The organism is Microbacterium sp. APC 3901 (genome assembly GCF_030407765.1).
Lineage (GTDB): Bacteria > Actinomycetota > Actinomycetes > Actinomycetales > Microbacteriaceae > Microbacterium.
Genome location: NZ_JASDCU010000005.1, coordinates 86,811 through 102,347, shown reverse-complemented (window position 1 = coordinate 102,347; position 15,537 = coordinate 86,811). Strand labels below are relative to the sequence as shown.

Annotated in this window: 16 protein-coding genes, 4 tRNA genes and 1 pseudogene; 13 read left to right on the top strand and 8 right to left on the bottom strand. The window is 67.0% G+C overall.

Annotation, left to right across the window (positions count from 1 at the left end):
• Positions 1–43: 43 nt before the first annotated feature.
• Positions 44–1,390 (top strand): deoxyribodipyrimidine photo-lyase, encoded by a 1,347-nt coding sequence (locus QMA07_RS06210; protein ID WP_290160630.1) that lies wholly within the window; start codon positions 44–46, stop codon positions 1,388–1,390.
• Between the two features lie 83 nt (positions 1,391–1,473).
• Here the strand turns inward: QMA07_RS06210 and QMA07_RS06205 are convergent.
• The 3 genes from QMA07_RS06205 to QMA07_RS06195 all read right to left on the bottom strand — a co-directional run bounded on the left by QMA07_RS06205 (position 1,474) and on the right by QMA07_RS06195 (position 1,765).
• Positions 1,474–1,545: transfer RNA gene (locus QMA07_RS06205), tRNA-Val, on the bottom strand.
• 23 nt (positions 1,546–1,568) lie between these two features.
• Positions 1,569–1,639, bottom strand: a tRNA-Cys gene (locus QMA07_RS06200).
• Positions 1,640–1,692: 53 nt separating this feature from the next.
• Positions 1,693–1,765: transfer RNA gene (locus QMA07_RS06195), tRNA-Gly, on the bottom strand.
• 152 nt (positions 1,766–1,917) lie between these two features.
• Here QMA07_RS06195 and QMA07_RS06190 point away from each other — a divergent pair.
• The 10 genes and pseudogenes from QMA07_RS06190 (at position 1,918) to QMA07_RS06145 (ending at position 9,387) form a co-directional block, all read left to right on the top strand.
• A tRNA-Val gene (locus tag QMA07_RS06190) sits at positions 1,918–1,990 on the top strand.
• A gap of 25 nt (positions 1,991–2,015) precedes the next feature.
• Positions 2,016–2,915 carry a hypothetical protein gene (locus QMA07_RS06185; protein ID WP_290160628.1) on the top strand — a complete coding sequence of 300 codons (900 nt, stop codon included), beginning with the start codon at positions 2,016–2,018 and terminating at the stop codon, positions 2,913–2,915.
• A 68-nt stretch (positions 2,916–2,983) separates the two neighbouring features.
• On the top strand, positions 2,984–3,772 hold the full coding sequence (locus QMA07_RS06180; protein WP_290160626.1) for an AraC family transcriptional regulator: 789 nt from the start codon (positions 2,984–2,986) through the stop codon (positions 3,770–3,772).
• A gap of 107 nt (positions 3,773–3,879) precedes the next feature.
• Positions 3,880–4,845, top strand: a complete 966-nt coding sequence (locus QMA07_RS06175) for an ABC transporter substrate-binding protein (protein WP_290160624.1) — start codon at positions 3,880–3,882, stop codon at positions 4,843–4,845.
• Positions 4,842–5,732, top strand: coding sequence for a siderophore-interacting protein (locus QMA07_RS06170; RefSeq protein WP_290160622.1), 891 nt, complete (start codon positions 4,842–4,844; stop codon positions 5,730–5,732). Before QMA07_RS06175 ends, QMA07_RS06170 begins: the two co-directional genes overlap by 4 nt.
• Before the next feature lie 10 nt (positions 5,733–5,742).
• The gene (locus tag QMA07_RS06165) at positions 5,743–6,771 is read left to right on the top strand and encodes an iron chelate uptake ABC transporter family permease subunit (protein WP_290160620.1); all 1,029 of its coding nucleotides are present in this window, start codon (positions 5,743–5,745) and stop codon (positions 6,769–6,771) included.
• Complete coding sequence (locus QMA07_RS06160) at positions 6,768–7,835, top strand: iron chelate uptake ABC transporter family permease subunit (protein ID WP_290160618.1); 1,068 nt, start codon at positions 6,768–6,770, stop codon at positions 7,833–7,835. The genes QMA07_RS06165 and QMA07_RS06160 overlap by 4 nt, the downstream gene beginning before the upstream one ends.
• Positions 7,832–8,448, top strand: a pseudogene (locus QMA07_RS06155) (ABC transporter ATP-binding protein). The gene QMA07_RS06160 and the pseudogene QMA07_RS06155 overlap by 4 nt, the downstream one beginning before the upstream one ends.
• A 34-nt stretch (positions 8,449–8,482) precedes the next feature.
• Positions 8,483–8,935, top strand: a complete 453-nt coding sequence (locus QMA07_RS06150; RefSeq protein WP_290160616.1) for a hypothetical protein — start codon at positions 8,483–8,485, stop codon at positions 8,933–8,935.
• A 29-nt stretch (positions 8,936–8,964) separates the two neighbouring features.
• On the top strand, positions 8,965–9,387 hold the full coding sequence (locus tag QMA07_RS06145) for a GIY-YIG nuclease family protein (protein WP_290160614.1): 423 nt from the start codon (positions 8,965–8,967) through the stop codon (positions 9,385–9,387).
• A gap of 50 nt (positions 9,388–9,437) precedes the next feature.
• On the opposite strand, the gene QMA07_RS06140 is transcribed toward QMA07_RS06145, so the two are convergent.
• From QMA07_RS06140 to zapE, 4 genes are all read right to left on the bottom strand, one after another.
• Positions 9,438–9,818, bottom strand: coding sequence for an SPW repeat protein (locus QMA07_RS06140; RefSeq protein ID WP_290160613.1), 381 nt, complete (start codon positions 9,816–9,818; stop codon positions 9,438–9,440).
• Positions 9,819–9,901: 83 nt separating this feature from the next.
• Positions 9,902–10,480: a type II toxin-antitoxin system PemK/MazF family toxin gene (locus QMA07_RS06135; protein WP_290160612.1), complete on the bottom strand. Its 579-nt coding sequence runs from the start codon at positions 10,478–10,480 to the stop codon at positions 9,902–9,904.
• A 20-nt stretch (positions 10,481–10,500) separates the two neighbouring features.
• On the bottom strand, positions 10,501–11,739 hold the full coding sequence (locus QMA07_RS06130; protein ID WP_290160611.1) for an ammonium transporter: 1,239 nt from the start codon (positions 11,737–11,739) through the stop codon (positions 10,501–10,503).
• Between the two features lie 115 nt (positions 11,740–11,854).
• Positions 11,855–12,907 carry a cell division protein ZapE gene (zapE, locus tag QMA07_RS06125; protein WP_290160610.1) on the bottom strand — a complete coding sequence of 351 codons (1,053 nt, stop codon included), beginning with the start codon at positions 12,905–12,907 and terminating at the stop codon, positions 11,855–11,857.
• 145 nt (positions 12,908–13,052) lie between these two features.
• Between zapE and QMA07_RS06120 the strand changes: the two genes are divergently transcribed.
• Positions 13,053–13,946: a sulfurtransferase gene (locus QMA07_RS06120; RefSeq protein WP_290160608.1), complete on the top strand. Its 894-nt coding sequence runs from the start codon at positions 13,053–13,055 to the stop codon at positions 13,944–13,946.
• 19 nt (positions 13,947–13,965) lie between these two features.
• On the top strand, positions 13,966–14,397 hold the full coding sequence (locus QMA07_RS06115; RefSeq protein ID WP_290160607.1) for a SufE family protein: 432 nt from the start codon (positions 13,966–13,968) through the stop codon (positions 14,395–14,397).
• Here the strand turns inward: QMA07_RS06115 and QMA07_RS06110 are convergent.
• A complete protein-coding gene (locus QMA07_RS06110) occupies positions 14,381–15,535 on the bottom strand; it encodes an alpha/beta fold hydrolase (protein ID WP_290160606.1) in 1,155 nt (384 codons plus the stop codon). The genes QMA07_RS06115 and QMA07_RS06110 overlap by 17 nt on opposite strands.
• Positions 15,536–15,537 lie beyond the last annotated feature (2 nt).

The following is a 15,537-nucleotide window of genomic DNA, read 5'->3' as shown; positions in this document are numbered from 1 at the left end:
CAACCCCGCGCACCAGTTCCGCCACTCGGGCGAGAATGGAGCCATGGCCTCTCCTTCACTCGTCTGGCTCCGTGACGACCTCCGGCTCGCCGACAACCCGGCGCTGAGGGCGGCGATCGATCGCGGCGAGCCTCTGGTCGTGCTGTACGTCCTCGACGAGGAGTCCCCCGGTATCCGACCGCTGGGCGGTGCTGCGCGCTGGTGGCTTCATCACTCCCTCGCATCTCTGCGCGATGCGCTGGCTGAGCGTGGTGCGACGTTGACGCTGCGCCGTGGGCCGGCAGAGCGCGTGGTGTCGCAGACGGTCACCGATGTGGGAGCCGCAGCCGTGTTCTGGAACCGGCGCTACGGCGGTGCCGAACGTGACATCGACACGAATCTGAAGACGTCATTGCGCGCCGACGGACTCGAGGTGACGTCGTTCCAGGCATCGCTGTTGCACGAGCCGTGGACGTTGAAGACCGGTGGCGGCACTCATTTCTCGGTGTTCACCCCCTTCTGGCGCGCCTGCCTCGCACTTCCCACGCCCCGCGCGCCGCTCCCCGCGCCGCGAAGCCTCGACGGAGTCGCCAGCGCGCCGACCTCAGACGACCTCGACGACTGGAACCTGCTGCCCACTCGTCCTGACTGGGCAGGCGGGCTGCGCGAGACCTGGGAGCCCGGCGAGCCCGCAGCGCGCGCCAGGCTGCACTCCTTCCTGCATGAGGACATCGGGTCGTACGACCGCGCCCGCGACGAGCCGTCGGCCGGGGCCACCTCCCTGCTCTCGCCGCGTCTCCGCTGGGGCGAGCTCAGCCCGTTCACCGTCTGGCATGAGGCAGTCGACGCCGACGGCGCCGCGGGGTTCCTCTCGGAGCTCGGCTGGCGCGAGTTCGCGTGGCACACGACATTCCACTCCCCCGATCTGGCGACCGTCAATCTGCGTCGTCAGTACGACGCGTTCCCGTGGCCGCCGCTCGATCCGGCGCAGCTCGAGGCGTGGCAGCACGGCGACACCGGCATCCCGCTGGTGGATGCGGGCATGCGGGAACTCTGGCACACAGGCTTCATGCACAACCGTGTGCGCATGGTCACGGCTTCCTTCCTCGTGAAGAACCTGCTGATCGACTGGCGTCGCGGCGAAGAGTGGTTCTGGGACACGCTGGTCGACGCTGACGGCGCGAGCAACCCGTTCAACTGGCAGTGGGTGGCAGGGTCGGGCGCTGACGCCGCGCCGTACTTCCGCGTCTTCAACCCCGAGCTGCAGGCGAAGAAGTTCGACCCGCGCGGTCTCTACATCTCGCAGTGGGCATCGGATGCCCCGTCGGAGCCGATCGTCGATCTCGGCGCAACACGCAAGGCGGCGCTCGCCGCGTACGACGTCGTCAAACGTTCGTCCGCCACGTCCTAGCCAGTGCGGCGGCGGGCGTCGTCGTCCGCCGCCGCACTGGCACCGGACAACAAAAAACCCCCGGAAAACCGGGGGTTTCTCTGTGCGCGATACTGGGATCGAACCAGTGACCTCTTCCGTGTCAGGGAAGCGCGCTACCGCTGCGCCAATCGCGCCCATGTGGGCTATTCAGTTACTGAGGTGGCGACGGGATTCGAACCCGTGTAAACGGCTTTGCAGGCCGGTGCCTAGCCGCTCGGCCACGCCACCGTGTGGATTGACCCCACGTGCGTAAGGCCTTCCGAAGAAGGCCCCTGCACTTGAGCGGATGACGAGACTCGAACTCGCGACCCCAACCTTGGCAAGGTTGTGCGCTACCAACTGCGCTACATCCGCGTTGTTCCCGGTTGTTGTTCCGGGCACTTATGAAACATTAGCCGATGATCGGCGACTGTCAAAACTCAAACCGAATCTCGCGCGTGTCTCCCAGGGTGGTCAACTTCGCCTCCGAGCGTCGGGTAGTATCGGTTGACGTACCCCACAGGTATGGGCGATTGGCGCAGTTGGTAGCGCGCTTCCTTCACACGGAAGAGGTCATCGGTTCGAGTCCGGTATCGCCCACAGACGAAGCCCCACACAACTCAGGTTGTGCGGGGCTTCTCTCGTCAGACTGAGCAGCTCCGCCGGGTCCGCATGCGGCCGTCGTCCTGCCGTCGCCATCGCCGCGATCCTCAGCGTCGTCTGGGCGGTCGCGATCGTGCTCCTGCTCGCTTTCGGAGGAGTGCTCTCCGGCGAGCCCGCGCCGACGACGCCCGACACCCCGGCGCCGTCCGAGTCGACGCCGCCGGCGGAATCCGAATCCGGCGACGCGCTCGTCATCGAACTCGCGGCGGAGCGTGAGCTGGACCCGGCGACTCTCGACGCCGCCCGCACCGCGCTCGCCTTCCACGCGGAGAACGCCGGTATCGAGGTGGTCGACGTCACCGAGACGGATGCCGACGAACTCGCCGTGACCTTCGGCGCGGATGTCACGAGCACCGACATCGACGCGTTCGCTCGCGCGATCTCGGCCCCCGCCGCCGAGGGCTTCTACGCGGTCGACGCCGTGCACCCGGCGACGGGCGGCGCAGACCTCGGCGACGGTTCGGCGACTCCCCCGTGCGACGTTCTGCGCTTCGGTCCGATCTCCGTCGAAGGGCACGTCATCGCCTGCGACGAGGCGATGCTGACCCAGCTGCTCCTCCCCTCCTCTGCACGCCTGGTCGGAGACGCCATCATCGAGGTCGAGGTGAGCGGCGACGTCGTGGCCGTGACCCTGTCCGACGCCGCTGCCGAGGACTTCGCAGCGTGGACCAGGGAGGCATCCGCAGCGACTGCACCGGGCAATCAGATCGCGCTCGTCGACTTCATCGGCGTGATCAGCGCACCCACGGTCGCCGAAGAGCTCGCCGGCGAGTTCCAGATCTCCGGCGCGACACTCGATGCCGAACTGATCGCCGCCCGACTGCGGCTGATCAGCGCCGGGGTGTCGTTCACCCCACGCTGAGCGCGCCCGTCCACCGTGGTAACTTAGGGTGACCTAACCGCAACCGCGAGAGGACAGGCGGGGAGACGATGTCGCTGATCGGACAGCACCTCGACGAGTCCGTCGTCTGGCGGATCGACACCCGCTCCTTCGAACTCGCAGATCATGTCGAGTGGGATGCGCACTCCCACGACGATCAGCACGAGCTGCTGTGGGGCACACGGGGAGCGCTGACTGCCGAGACGGACGACGGTTACTTCGCGATTCCCGGATCCCTCGGGCTCTGGATCCCCGCCGGCGTCACGCACCGGGTGGTGGCGGCAGCAGGTACCGCGTTCCGCTGCACATTCATCGATGTCGACATCCCCCCGATCGCCACCCGCACGACGGCCGTGGCGATTCCCGAGGTGGTCCGTGCCGTGCTCGACAGACTCGGGGCATCCCCGCACCTCTCGGCTTCCCCGCGCATCCACGCCGAGGAGCTCGCTCTGAGCCTGCTCGAACCCGTCGAGGTGTCGACGATCGACCTCCCTCTCCCCCGCGACACGAGGACGCGACTCGTCGCGGGGGCCCTGCTCGCCGATCCTTCCGACGATCGTTCGCTCGAGGACTGGGGTCACCACGTGGGCGCGAGCGCCCGCAATCTGTCGCGCCTCTTCGTGTCTGAGACCGGCATGAGCTTCTCCACCTGGCGCACCCGCGCGCGCATGCGGCGTGCCATCGAATGGCTCGCCGCCGACTACACCGTCGCTCACGTCAGCCGACGAGCGGGCTATGCGACACCGAGTGCGTTCGTGCAGGCGTTTCGACGCGAACTCGGACGCACCCCCGGCGAGTTCGCGACGGTGCGGAGCGACGCCACGAAGAAGTCGGCCTGAGCACGACACGGGCTGGCACCTGGACGACACGGGGTCGATCCATACTTGGTAAGCCAAGCCTTAGCTAACTTCTTGGCGCCTCCCGAATCCACACTGGAAGACGATCCATGCGCTCCACGCCCCTCTCTCTCGTCGCGCTCGTCGCGACCGGCCTTCTGCTCACCTCCTGCGCCGGCTCGACCGCAGCCGGCTCCGCACAAGACGGCGAGACCGTCGAAGTGACGACGCCCGCAGGCGCCGGCATCGAGATCCCCGCCGAACCTCAGTCGGCACTCGGCTTCTACACGACCGACCTCGACATCCTCATCACCCTCGGATTCGAGCTCGCCGACACCCAGCCGATCCGCGACGACTTCACAGCGTTCCCCGACTTCTTCCCCCAGGAAGAGCTCGAAGGACTCGCGACGTTCGGCAACTTCCCCGAGTTCAATCTCGAAGCCGTGCTCGGGGCAGAGCCGGACTTCATCCTCAACGGTCTCGGCTACGAGGAGGACCTCGACGGCAAGCTGCAGAAGATCGCGCCCACTTACACCTACAACGCGTTCGACGGCGGTGACTGGCGGGATGTGGTGGCTCAGGCTGCGGAAGATCTCGGACGCGAAGAGCAGTGGCAGGCCTGGGTCGACCAGTACGAAGAACGAGTAGCAGACATCAAGGCTCGTCTCGACGCTGCCGACATCCATCCTGTTGTCGCCGACGTCGGCTACTTCGAGGGCCACGTCACGACATCCTGCTACGGCGTGCCCTGCCTCGTGTTCGCCGACCTAGGCCTCGAGATGCACGAGCTCATGAACGCCACAGAAGAGGGCCTTCCTGCGAGCGAAGACTATGCGAGGCTCAGCCCCGAGCAGGTCGGTCAGCTGGACGCCGTGGACATCGTCTTCACGGGGGCCGACGAAGACGGCACCGTCTGGATCGAGGACGACGCCGCGCTGCAGCAGAATCAGCTCTGGCAGGACCTTCCATTCGTCGACGGCGGCGATTACCACCCCTACAACTACGAGATGATCTACGGCTCCCCCAGCGGCATGGACGCGTTCCTCACCGTGGTCGAGAAGGCTCTTCTCGGATGACCGTCAATCTGATCCACCGAATCGTCGTCGAGCGCATCCGGCGTCTGAGTCCCGGCATGGTCCGCATCGTGTTCGGCGGCGATGGGCTCGACGGATTCGTCTCGACCGGGATCGGAGACGAGTACTTCCGCGTCTTCTTCCCCGCTGAGGGACAGCACGAGCCGAATCTCCCCTTCCCGACGGCAGACGGTTACTGGGACTTCCCCGAAGGCGTCGAGCCTGCTCCGATGCGCACCTACACGGTGCGGGGATGGGATGCCGAGGCCGCCGAGCTGACGATCGACTTCGTCGTGCACGACGGCGGCGTCGCAGCCGCGTGGGCGCTGAACGCCCGACCGGGTGACGTCGTGGGTGTGAACACTCCGAAGGGGCTCTACGATCCGCCGTCCGAGATCGAGTGGCAGCTGCTGATCGCCGACGCCACCGGTCTTCCCGCGGCCGCGCGCCTCGCCGAGAACGCTCCCGCAGGCATCCGCACCCGAGTCGTCCTCGAGGTGTCGTCCCCCGAGGATGAACTCGACATCAGTCCGGCCAAGGGCGTCGAGCTGCACTGGGTGCACGGCGGCAACGGCCACGCACCCACGCGCATCGAGGAGATCCTCCGGGCGTCCGAGCTTCCGAGCGGTCCCGGCTACGTCTGGGTCGCCGGCGAGACGAAGGCGACCCGCGGGGTCCGCAAGCATCTGCGCCACGAGCTGAAGCTGCCCGCGTCTGCCTACAAGGTGATCGGGTATTGGACCGAGAACGCCGAGGCGTGGCGAGAGCGCTACGACTCACTCGATGAGGGCACCCACGCGCGTCTGATGGCGATGTGGGACGACGCCACTCGACCCGCAGAGGACATCGAGGAAGCGTACGAGGCCGAGCTCGAGAAACTGGGCCTGTGACCGCCGCCTCATGACCGACGTTCTCACGGAGGAGCAGACGGTCCAGGTCTCGGCCACGCGCCGGGGCCTGGTGGTCGTCCTCCTCGCCATCGCACTGGCGATCGTCTGCGTCGCCAGCATCTTCTTCGGTTCGCAGCGCATCGACCTCGACGAGGTCTGGAGCGGCCTCACCACGGGTGAGGGCGACCCCGGCGCGATCGTCCAGGGCATGCGCGTCCCGCGCACCCTCATCGGGCTCGCCGTGGGCGCCGCGCTCGGCATCGCCGGTGCGCTGATCCAGGGTTTCACCCGCAACCCGCTCGCCGATCCCGGCATCCTCGGCGTGAACGCCGGCGCCAGCCTCGGCGTCACGATCGGGGTCGCATTCTTCGGACTCAGCGCGGCCAGCGGGTACATCTGGTTCTCGTTCGCCGGAGCCATCGTCGCGACCGTCCTCGTCTACCTGATCGGATCCGCGGGTCGCACGGCACCGGATCCACTGCGGATGACCCTCGCCGGCGTGGCCCTCGGAGCTGTGATGGGCGGTGTCGTGGCGGCGATCGGCCTGCTGAACCCCCAGGCCTTCGATGCGATCCGCACGTGGAACGCCGGATCACTGACCGCTCTCACGCCGGATGTCTACACCGTGATCCCGTTCCTCCTGGCCGGCCTCGTGCTCGCTTTCTGCCTCGCGCCCTCGCTCAATGCACTCGCGCTCGGCGACGACCTGGCGACCGCCCTCGGTTCGCGTGTCGTCCTGACCCGGGTGCTCTCAATCGTCGCCGTGACGCTGTTATGCGGCGCGGCCACCGCCGCGGCCGGACCGATCGCCTTCGTCGGTCTGATGGTTCCCCATGCCGTGCGCTGGTTCGTCGGCCCCCACCAGGGGTGGATCCTCCTCGGGACCCTGTTCGCAGCCCCGCTGCTGCTGCTCGCGGCTGACGTGGTCGGCCGATCGGTGCTCCAGAGCGGAGAGCTTCCGGTCTCGGTGATGACTGCGCTGATCGGTGCACCTGTGCTCATCGCACTCGTGCGCCGGCGGAAGGTGAGCGGTCTGTGACGGCTCTCCTGACATCGCCGGTCGCGGTCGACGCCGGCCGACGCGTCTTCACACTGCGCACCCCGGTGTTCTCCCGACGGATAGGTGTACGGGCCACGATCGTGACCGCATCCGCTCTCCTGACCGCAGCAGCCGTCGGCATCTTCGCCCTGACTCTCGGCGATGTCGCCTTCTCACCCGGCGAGGTGCTGGTGACGCTGCTCGGCATGGGCGAGCCGCGGGCCGAACTCGTGATCGTCGAGTGGCGGCTCCCCCGCGTCCTGGCAGCTCTGGTGTTCGGCATCGCGCTGGGCGTCGGAGGCGCGATCTTCCAGTCGCTCACCCGCAACCCGCTGGGCAGCCCCGATGTCATCGGATTCGACGCCGGTGCCTACACCGGCGCGCTGCTCGTGATCACGACGATGGGTGTCAGCGTCGCCTCGACGGCCGCTGCGGCCCTGGCGGGTGGCGCGACGACAGCTCTGCTCGTCTACCTCCTCGCGTTCCGCCGAGGATTCACGGGCTTCCGGCTCATCATCGTCGGCATCGGCGTCGCATCGATGCTGGCATCCGTCAACACCTGGATCATCCTCAACGCCGACCTCAGGATCGCGATGCTCGCGAGCGCGTGGGGCGCCGGATCCCTGAACGTCATCACCGCCGAGCAGGTCGCCATCGCCGCGTGCGTGATCGTCCCCGTCGGTGTCGCCGTGGCGCTGCTCGCAGATCGGATGCACCTGCTCGAACTCGGTGACGACACGGCATCCGCGCTCGGCGTCCGCACCGGCGGCACTCGACTGACGCTCATCGTCCTGGGGGTCTGCCTCACCGCCGCCGTCACGGCGATGGCGGGCCCGATCGCCTTCATCTCGCTGGCCGCACCGCAGATCGCTCGACGTCTGACCGGCTCGGCGAGTGTGACGCTCACGGGGTCCGCGGCCGTCGGAGCGCTCCTGTTGATCTCCAGCGACGTCCTGGCACAACGACTGTTCGCGCCCACGCAGATCCCCGTCGGCATCGTCACGGTGTGCCTCGGCGGCGTCTATCTGGTCTGGCTGCTCATTCAGGAAGCGAGAAGACGATGACCATCATCGACAGCGACACTGCGCGGCTGCGCGCGGATGACCTCACGATCGGCTACGACGGCCGCATCGTCTCAGAGCACCTCGGCGTCGACATCCCCGCAGGCGCCTTCACGGTCATCGTCGGGCCGAACGCCTGCGGCAAGTCGACGCTGCTGCGCGCCTTCGCCCGCGCCAGTGGTCTCATCGCGATCAGTCGGCCGTGGCCGCAGCGCTCGCCGCCACAGGCACGACCGAACTCGCCGGGCGCCTGGTCGATGAGCTGTCCGGTGGACAGCGGCAGCGCGTGTGGGTCGCCATGCTGCTCGCACAGGAGTCGCCCACCATGCTCCTCGACGAGCCGACGACATTCCTCGACATCGCTCACCAGTACGAGCTGCTTCGGCTGTTCCACGAGCTGCACGCCGAAGGTCGGACGATCGTCGCTGTGCTGCACGACCTCAACCAAGCTGCGCGGTTCGCGGATCACATGATCATGATGCGCGACGGCAGGATCGTGGCTTGCGGTGAACCGTCGGTGATCGTGACCTCGGATCGCGTCGCAGAGGTCTTCCGGCTGGACTGCACCGTCATCTCCGACCCGCACACGGGTACTCCCCTCGTCGTCCCCCGCTGAGAAGGCGGCGACGCGGAGTTGTTAGCCTGGCCGGATGACCACCCTGCTCGACGACTTCCTCTCGGGTGACCGCAGCCGCGTGATGCCGGCGGTGTGGGAGACCATCCACTCCCGGGATCCCGAGACGCTCGACCCGCTCCTCGAAGCACTTCCGAGACTCCGGCTCGCGGCTGCGCAGCTCGACCTGGGCGGCGCGATCTATTCGAACGACGGCCACTTCGCGCACGCCCTGAGCAAACTCGAACACTATCGAGACGGCAAGTGCTGGTGCGCCGCCTACCCCGGCCAGCTCACGCACGATCCGCGCAAGGAGGAGACGCGCGGCCACGTCCTGATCCTTTCGACGAGCGAGCCCGGCTGGTCCATGACATACCTGTGCGAGTGCACCGTGTGCGGACAGCAGTTCGACATCGAACAGGGCGATCACCACTTCACCTGGTGGAACTGGGTGCCTCGCGGCCTCAAGAGGCGTCGCGGCGAGGTCTGAGGTCGGTGGCCGCGGGTAGCGTGCCCAGCGTGTCGGCCATCCCGCTTCCCAGCCCCTGCTCGCTCTGCGGCCATGCCGATGCAGTGCGCGTGGCCTCGGCGCTGATGTGCGCATGGTGCGGGTGGCGATACGGGGATTCACCGGATCCCGATCTGCCGCGCCCCGTGATCGAGGTCGTCTACTACATCCGCTACGACCGCCGCGTGAAGATCGGCACCAGTCGTCGTCCTCGTCAGCGGCTCTCCAGCATCCGTCACGAAGAGCTCCTGGCCTTCGAGCCCGGCGGTCGGGATGTCGAGCAGGCGAGGCATCGCGAGTTCGCCGACATCCGGGAGGGCGGTGAATGGTTCACGCTCGACGCCGGGCTCGCGACCCACATCGCGGCGCTGCGCGCTGAGGGCGAGCCATGGCAGCTGTACGCACGCTGGGTGAGCTCGGCGCTGCAGAACTGAAGCCCCGCACGGGGCCGACGTTCCGTGCGGGGCTTCAGAGTTCAGCGGGGTCAGACGCGTGCGGCCTTGACCTTCGCGGGCTGGGGCTGCGAGAACAGCACGACGAGGATCACGGCGACACCGACGACGACGTGCGGGACCCACACGTTGGGTGCCTCGGTCGAGAAGCCGAAGATCCACGGCGACAGCGCCAGGAACAGGCTTGCGACGATGTCGAAGACGAGGTGCACCGGCATCGGGATGACGCCGAAGGGGCCCCATTCGTACTTCGTGAACAGGCTGTAGACGATGAGCCCGATGCCGAGCACGATCGGGATGATGACGGCGGGTCCGCCCACGGTCGAGAAACCGAACAGCCACGGAGCAGCGATCAGCGCCACGCCGACGACGTAGTCGAGGATGCCATGGACCTTGGTGGGGATGAAACGCATGATGCCTCCTGTGATGTCGTCGCGGGCTGCGACTCACAGATGGTTCGCAGCGCTTCGTCGAACGGATTGCAGGAGTCAGTCGATCAGGCGCTCGCCCAGCCGTACCGGCTGGCCAGCGCCGACGCGACGCGACCATAGCGTGACCGGTCGAGCACAGCCGCCTCACGGCGCAGCCCGCTCTCGTGCACGCTGTAGAGCTGCTCGATGTCGACCCATGACTCGCGCCCTTGAGAGTCCCAGTCGCCGGAACCGATCGACAGGTAGTCGTGGTCGCCGTCGTGCGCCTTGCTCGTCATGCGCACCGCGTACACGCGATCCGTGGACTCACGACCGATCACGAGCACCGGACGGTCCTTGCCTCGTCCGTCGTTCTCCTCATACGGAACCCAGGTCCAGATGATCTCGCCGGCGTCCGGCGCTCCATCCCGATCAGGCGCGTAGCCGACGCGAAGCCGCTCGACCCGATCGGGGTCGATGCGCACGGTCTCCGTGCCCGGCCGCGATCCTCTCGCATCGGATGCCGCGGAGCGCACTTCTTCGGAGCTGCGTACACGCGAGACCGGGCGTCTCGGACGATTGCTCGTCTGAGACGCCCGGTCAGATCCCAGTGCTGTGAAGAGGATCTCCGCGAGTCTTGCCAGGATGCCGTTCGAGTTGCTCACACGGTCACCCTAACGGCAGGTCAGGCGTCGGCCAGCGCGTAGCCCTCCTCGCCGTGCACGACCTGGTCGACACCGGCGATCTCGTCTTCGCTGGTCACGCGGAAGCCGATCGTCTTCTCGATCGCGAAGCCGATGATGAACGCGACGACGAAGGAGTAGATCAGCACACCGAGGGCTGCGATCGCCTGGACGGCGAGCTGACGCGCATCGCCACCGACGAAGAGACCGGTTCCGGTCGCGAAGAAGCCGAGGTAGAGCGTTCCGATCAGTCCACCGACGAGGTGGATGCCGACGACGTCGAGCGAGTCATCGAAACCGAGACGGAACTTCATCTCCACCGCGAGTGCGCAGACGATACCGGCGACAGCACCGAGCAGCAGCGACCATCCGGGCGTGAGGTTGGCGCAGGCCGGGGTGATGGCGACGAGACCGGCGACGGCACCGGATGCGGCACCCACCGAGGTGGGCTTTCCGTCCTTGATCTTCTCGATGAGGATCCAACCGAGGATCGCGGCCGCCGTCGCGCCGAGGGTGTTCAGACCGATGAGTCCGACCCCTCCCATGTCCTCTGCGAGCCACTCGGCTCCGGCGTTGAAGCCGAACCAGCCGAACCACAGCAGTGCGGCACCGAGGAGCGTCAGAGGGACGTTGTGCGGCTTGAGGATGCCCTTCTGGAAGCCGATGCGCTTGCCGAGGACGATCGCGAGGGCGAGTGCTGCTGCACCCGCGTTGATGTGCACAGCGGTACCGCCGGCGTAGTCGATCACGCCGATGCCGCTGTCCTCGCCGAAGAGGGTGGTGCCGAGGTTCATGATCCAACCGCCGCCCCAGACCCATGCGGCGACCGGGAAGTACCCGACCGTGGCGAAGACGCCGGCGAAGATCAGCCAGCTGCCGAACTTCGCGCGGTCGGCGATGGCGCCCGAGATGAGCGCGACGGTGATGATCGCGAAGGTCGCACCGTAGGCGACTCCGAGAAGTGCGACGTTCGAGCCCTCACCGGCCGCGAGGCTGGAGAGGCCGATGTCGGCGAAGGGGTTGCCTGCGAAGGCGGTGGGGCTGTCGACGGCGCTCATCGAGAATCCGAAGAGGATCCACAGAACGGCGACGAGGCCGATCGAGCCGAAGCTCATCATCATCATGCTGACGACGCTCTTGGCCTTGACGAGACCGCCGTAGAAGAAGGCGACGCCGGGCGTCATGAGCAGTACGAGGGCGGTCGCGGTGATCGCCCAGGAGATGTTGCCTGGAGCATCCATAGTCAAACCTCACATTCGGGAAACTGAGAGCTTCAGTGTGACGACGCCCGATTTCCGGAATGCGTGAGGTTTGTTGCGGCAGCGTTACAGAGACGCCGTGTGTGTGAACATCGCGTTACGCGACACTGCGATCCGCGTGTGTAAGTGCATTGAGTCTGGAGATAGCACGCAGGTACTTCTTGCGATAGCCGCCGTTGAGCATCTCTTCCGCGAACACCTGATCGAGGCTCACCCCGGTGGCGACGATGGGGATCTGCGCGTCGTACACGCGGTCGACGAAAGCGACGAATCGCAGAGCTTCGGACTGGTCGGTCAGCACGTGCACGTCTTTCAGGCCTACGAGGTCGAGCCCCGAGATGACCCGCAGGTACCGCGAAGGGTGCACCCGGGCGAGATGACGGATGACATCGGCGAAAGAGTCGTCGGATGCGACCCCGTCCGCCGAGCCGGTCTGCACTGCAGCGCTGTACGTGGACGCGTCACTCACCACGGCGTGGCCGTCGAGGGCGCGCTGTCTGAAGTCCACGCCGTCGATGCGGATCGTCTGGAAGCTGTCGGACATCGCGTGGATCTCCCGCAGGAAGTCCTGCGCGGCGAAGCGCCCTTCACCCAGCGCGTTGGGCGGGGTGTTCGAGGTGGCGGCGAGCTTGGTGCCTGTAGGCACGAGTTCGCCGATCAGGCGTGTCATGACCATGGTGTCGCCCGGATCGTCAAGCTCGAACTCGTCGATGCACAGCAGGTCGGCGCCCTTGAGCAGGTCGACGGTGTTCTTGTATCCCAGTGCACCGACCAGGGCCGTGTACTCGATGAACGAGCCGAAGTACTTCCTGCGGGCGGGCATCGCGTGATAGATCGACGCGAGCAGGTGGGTCTTCCCGACTCCGAAGCCGCCGTCGAGGTAGACGCCGGGCTTGGTCTCCGGTTCCTTCTTGGCTCGGCTGAAGAAGCCGCCGCGCTTCGCCGGAGCTCCGCCGCGTCCCGCGAAGCGGATCAGAGTCTCCTTCGCCTCCTCCTGCGACGGATATGCGGGATCCGCCCGGTAGCTGTCGAAGGTGGCCCCGTCGAACTGCGGCGGCGGCACGAGGCTGGCCAGCATCTCGGGACCGGTGACGGTCGGCTGTCGATCTGTCAGGTGCACGATGCCCGTGCGGGTGGGCGTGTCGGTCATCACGGTCCTGTATCGGGGGCGCACCTGTGTCGAAGTCTTACGAATCGGGTGCAGGGCGCACGGCGTGGATCTATCGTCGAAGTATCGGCTCCACATTACGCCGTCGCCCCTGCATCATCGCCGCTCACCGTCTGAGGAGATCCCTGTGGCCATCGAGTTCGACACCACTTCACCCAAGTTCGCCGAGTACGCCGAGCCCGGCCGGCTCGTGACCACCGAGTGGCTCGCTGAGCGCCTGGGCACGCCCGGACTGGTGGTAGTCGAGTCCGACGAGGACGTGCTGCTCTACGAGACGGGCCATATCCCGGGCGCCGTGAAGGTCGATTGGCACACCGAGCTCAACGACCCGGTCGTTCGCGACTACGTCGACGGGGAGGGATTCGCGAAGCTGCTGAACAGCAAGGGGATCTCGCGCGACGACACCGTGGTGATCTACGGCGACAAGAACAACTGGTGGGCCGCCTATGCGCTCTGGGTGTTCTCGCTGTTCGGTCACGAAGACGTGCGACTTCTCGACGGCGGTCGCGATCGCTGGATCGCGGAGGGACGTGACATCACCCGAGACGCACCTCAGGTCACGCCTGCGGACTACCCGGTCGTCGAGCGCGACGACTCCGTCATCCGCGCGTACAAGGAGGACGTCCTCGCCCATATCGGGAACCCCCTGATCGACGTGCGCTCTCCCGAGGAGTACAGCGGTGAGCGCACCACCGCGCCGGCGTACCCCGACGAGGGCGCACTGCGCGCAGGGCACATCCCGACGGCCCAGAGCGTGCCGTGGGCGAAGGCGGTCGCAGAAGACGGCGGCTTCAAGTCGCGCTCTGAACTCGACGCTATCTACCGCGACGGCGCCGGTCTCGCAGACGGCGACGAGGTGGTCGCGTACTGCCGCATCGGTGAACGCTCCAGCCACACCTGGTTCGTGCTCAAGCACCTGCTCGGATTCGAGAACGTCCGCAACTACGACGGATCGTGGACCGAGTGGGGCAGCGCGGTTCGGGTACCGATCGTCACCGGATCGGAGCCCGGATCCCTGTGATCGTGGAAGGATGACAGGGATGAGCATGAGCGAACTTCCTGACACCCTCGCCGAGATCCGCGACGGATTCCTCGAGACCCCCGAGGCTGATCGCCTGCTGCTCCTGCTGGAGTACTCGGACGAGTTGCCTGAGGTCTCCGCAGAGGTCGCGAACCATCCGGAGATGTACGAACGCGTGGCGGAGTGCCAGTCACCCGTCTACATCTACGTCGAGGTCAACGACGACGTGGTCACCATGCACGCGACGGCTCCGCCCGAGGCTCCGACCACGCGCGGATTCGCGAGCATCCTCGTGCAGGGCCTCACCGGCCTCACCGCCGATGAGGTCTTGGGGATCCCCGACGACTACCCCCAGTCGATCGGGCTCACCCGAGCCGTGTCGCCACTGCGGATCGGCGGAATGACCGGAATGCTCATGCGCGCCAAGAACCAGGTCAGGCAGAAGCGCTGAAGCCCTCGGCTGCGAGCCAGCCCGTGATGGCATCGCTCCACCCGGTCTGGTCGTAGTTCCAGATCTTCGTGTGCCGTGCACCCGAGAATGCCGGCATGGTGACGAGATCCGGGCGGGCCTCCTGCAGCGCGTGAGAAGCGTCGGCCGGCACGAATCCGTCATCGTCGCTGTGCAGGATGAGCACGGGCACCTTCAGCTCTTCGGCTCGCGCGACCATGTCGAGGCTGTCGAACGGGATCGCGTTCTCCGCGCCGCTGAGCCGCGCCGTGAACGGAACGGACAGCGCGCCCATCGCGAGATCAGGCAGCGGCGCGCGCATTCCCGCCGCCCGCGCCTGGAAGCGCAGCACGCTGCGCCAGTCGATCACGGGCGACTCGAGGATCAGTCCCGCGATGCGGTCGCGGTTGCCGGAGTTCAGGGCGGTCTGCATCGCGACGGCACCACCCATCGACCACCCCATCAGGATCACACGCTCAGCCCCGTGGCGCAGGGCGAAAGACACTGCGGCGTCCACATCACGCCACTCTGATGCCCCCAGCGCGTACGCGCCGCCTCTGCTGCGCGGAGCCTCGCCATCGTTCCGATAGGACACGACGAGGTTCGGGAAGCCGGCCGCGTGCAGCACCGGGACTGCGCGCAGGCACTCGGCACGGGTGACGCCGCGGCCGTGCACCTGGACCACCCACGTCGACGACTCGCCGGGGAAGAGCCATGCCGGGCACGGCCCCGCCGGCGATCCGATGAGCACGTTCTGCCACGGCAGGTGCAGCTCCGTCGGTGAGGAGTAGTACCAGCCGCTGAACGCCGCAGTCCTGTCGACGCGAGCGCCGGGCTCGATCTGCGTGAGCAGCTTGCGCCGCACGGTCGTCGCGTCGGCGCTGAGCACGGCACCGAGCTTGACGTACCCGTACGTGCCGGAGGTGAAGAGACCGTATCGCCCCGGCAGCTCGGTGTCTCGTGTCCGCGTGAGCTCGATCGTCTGCGCGCCGGTGTCGACAGCGAGGATCTCGACGTCGGCCGGCCGTTTCTTCGGAATCACGACCCGGCGGGCCACACTGAACACGAGCAGGGCCAGCGCCGTCCCGAGAGCGAGCAGTGCAGGGACAAGGAGCGCAACGGCGTGCCTGAGACTCTTCATCG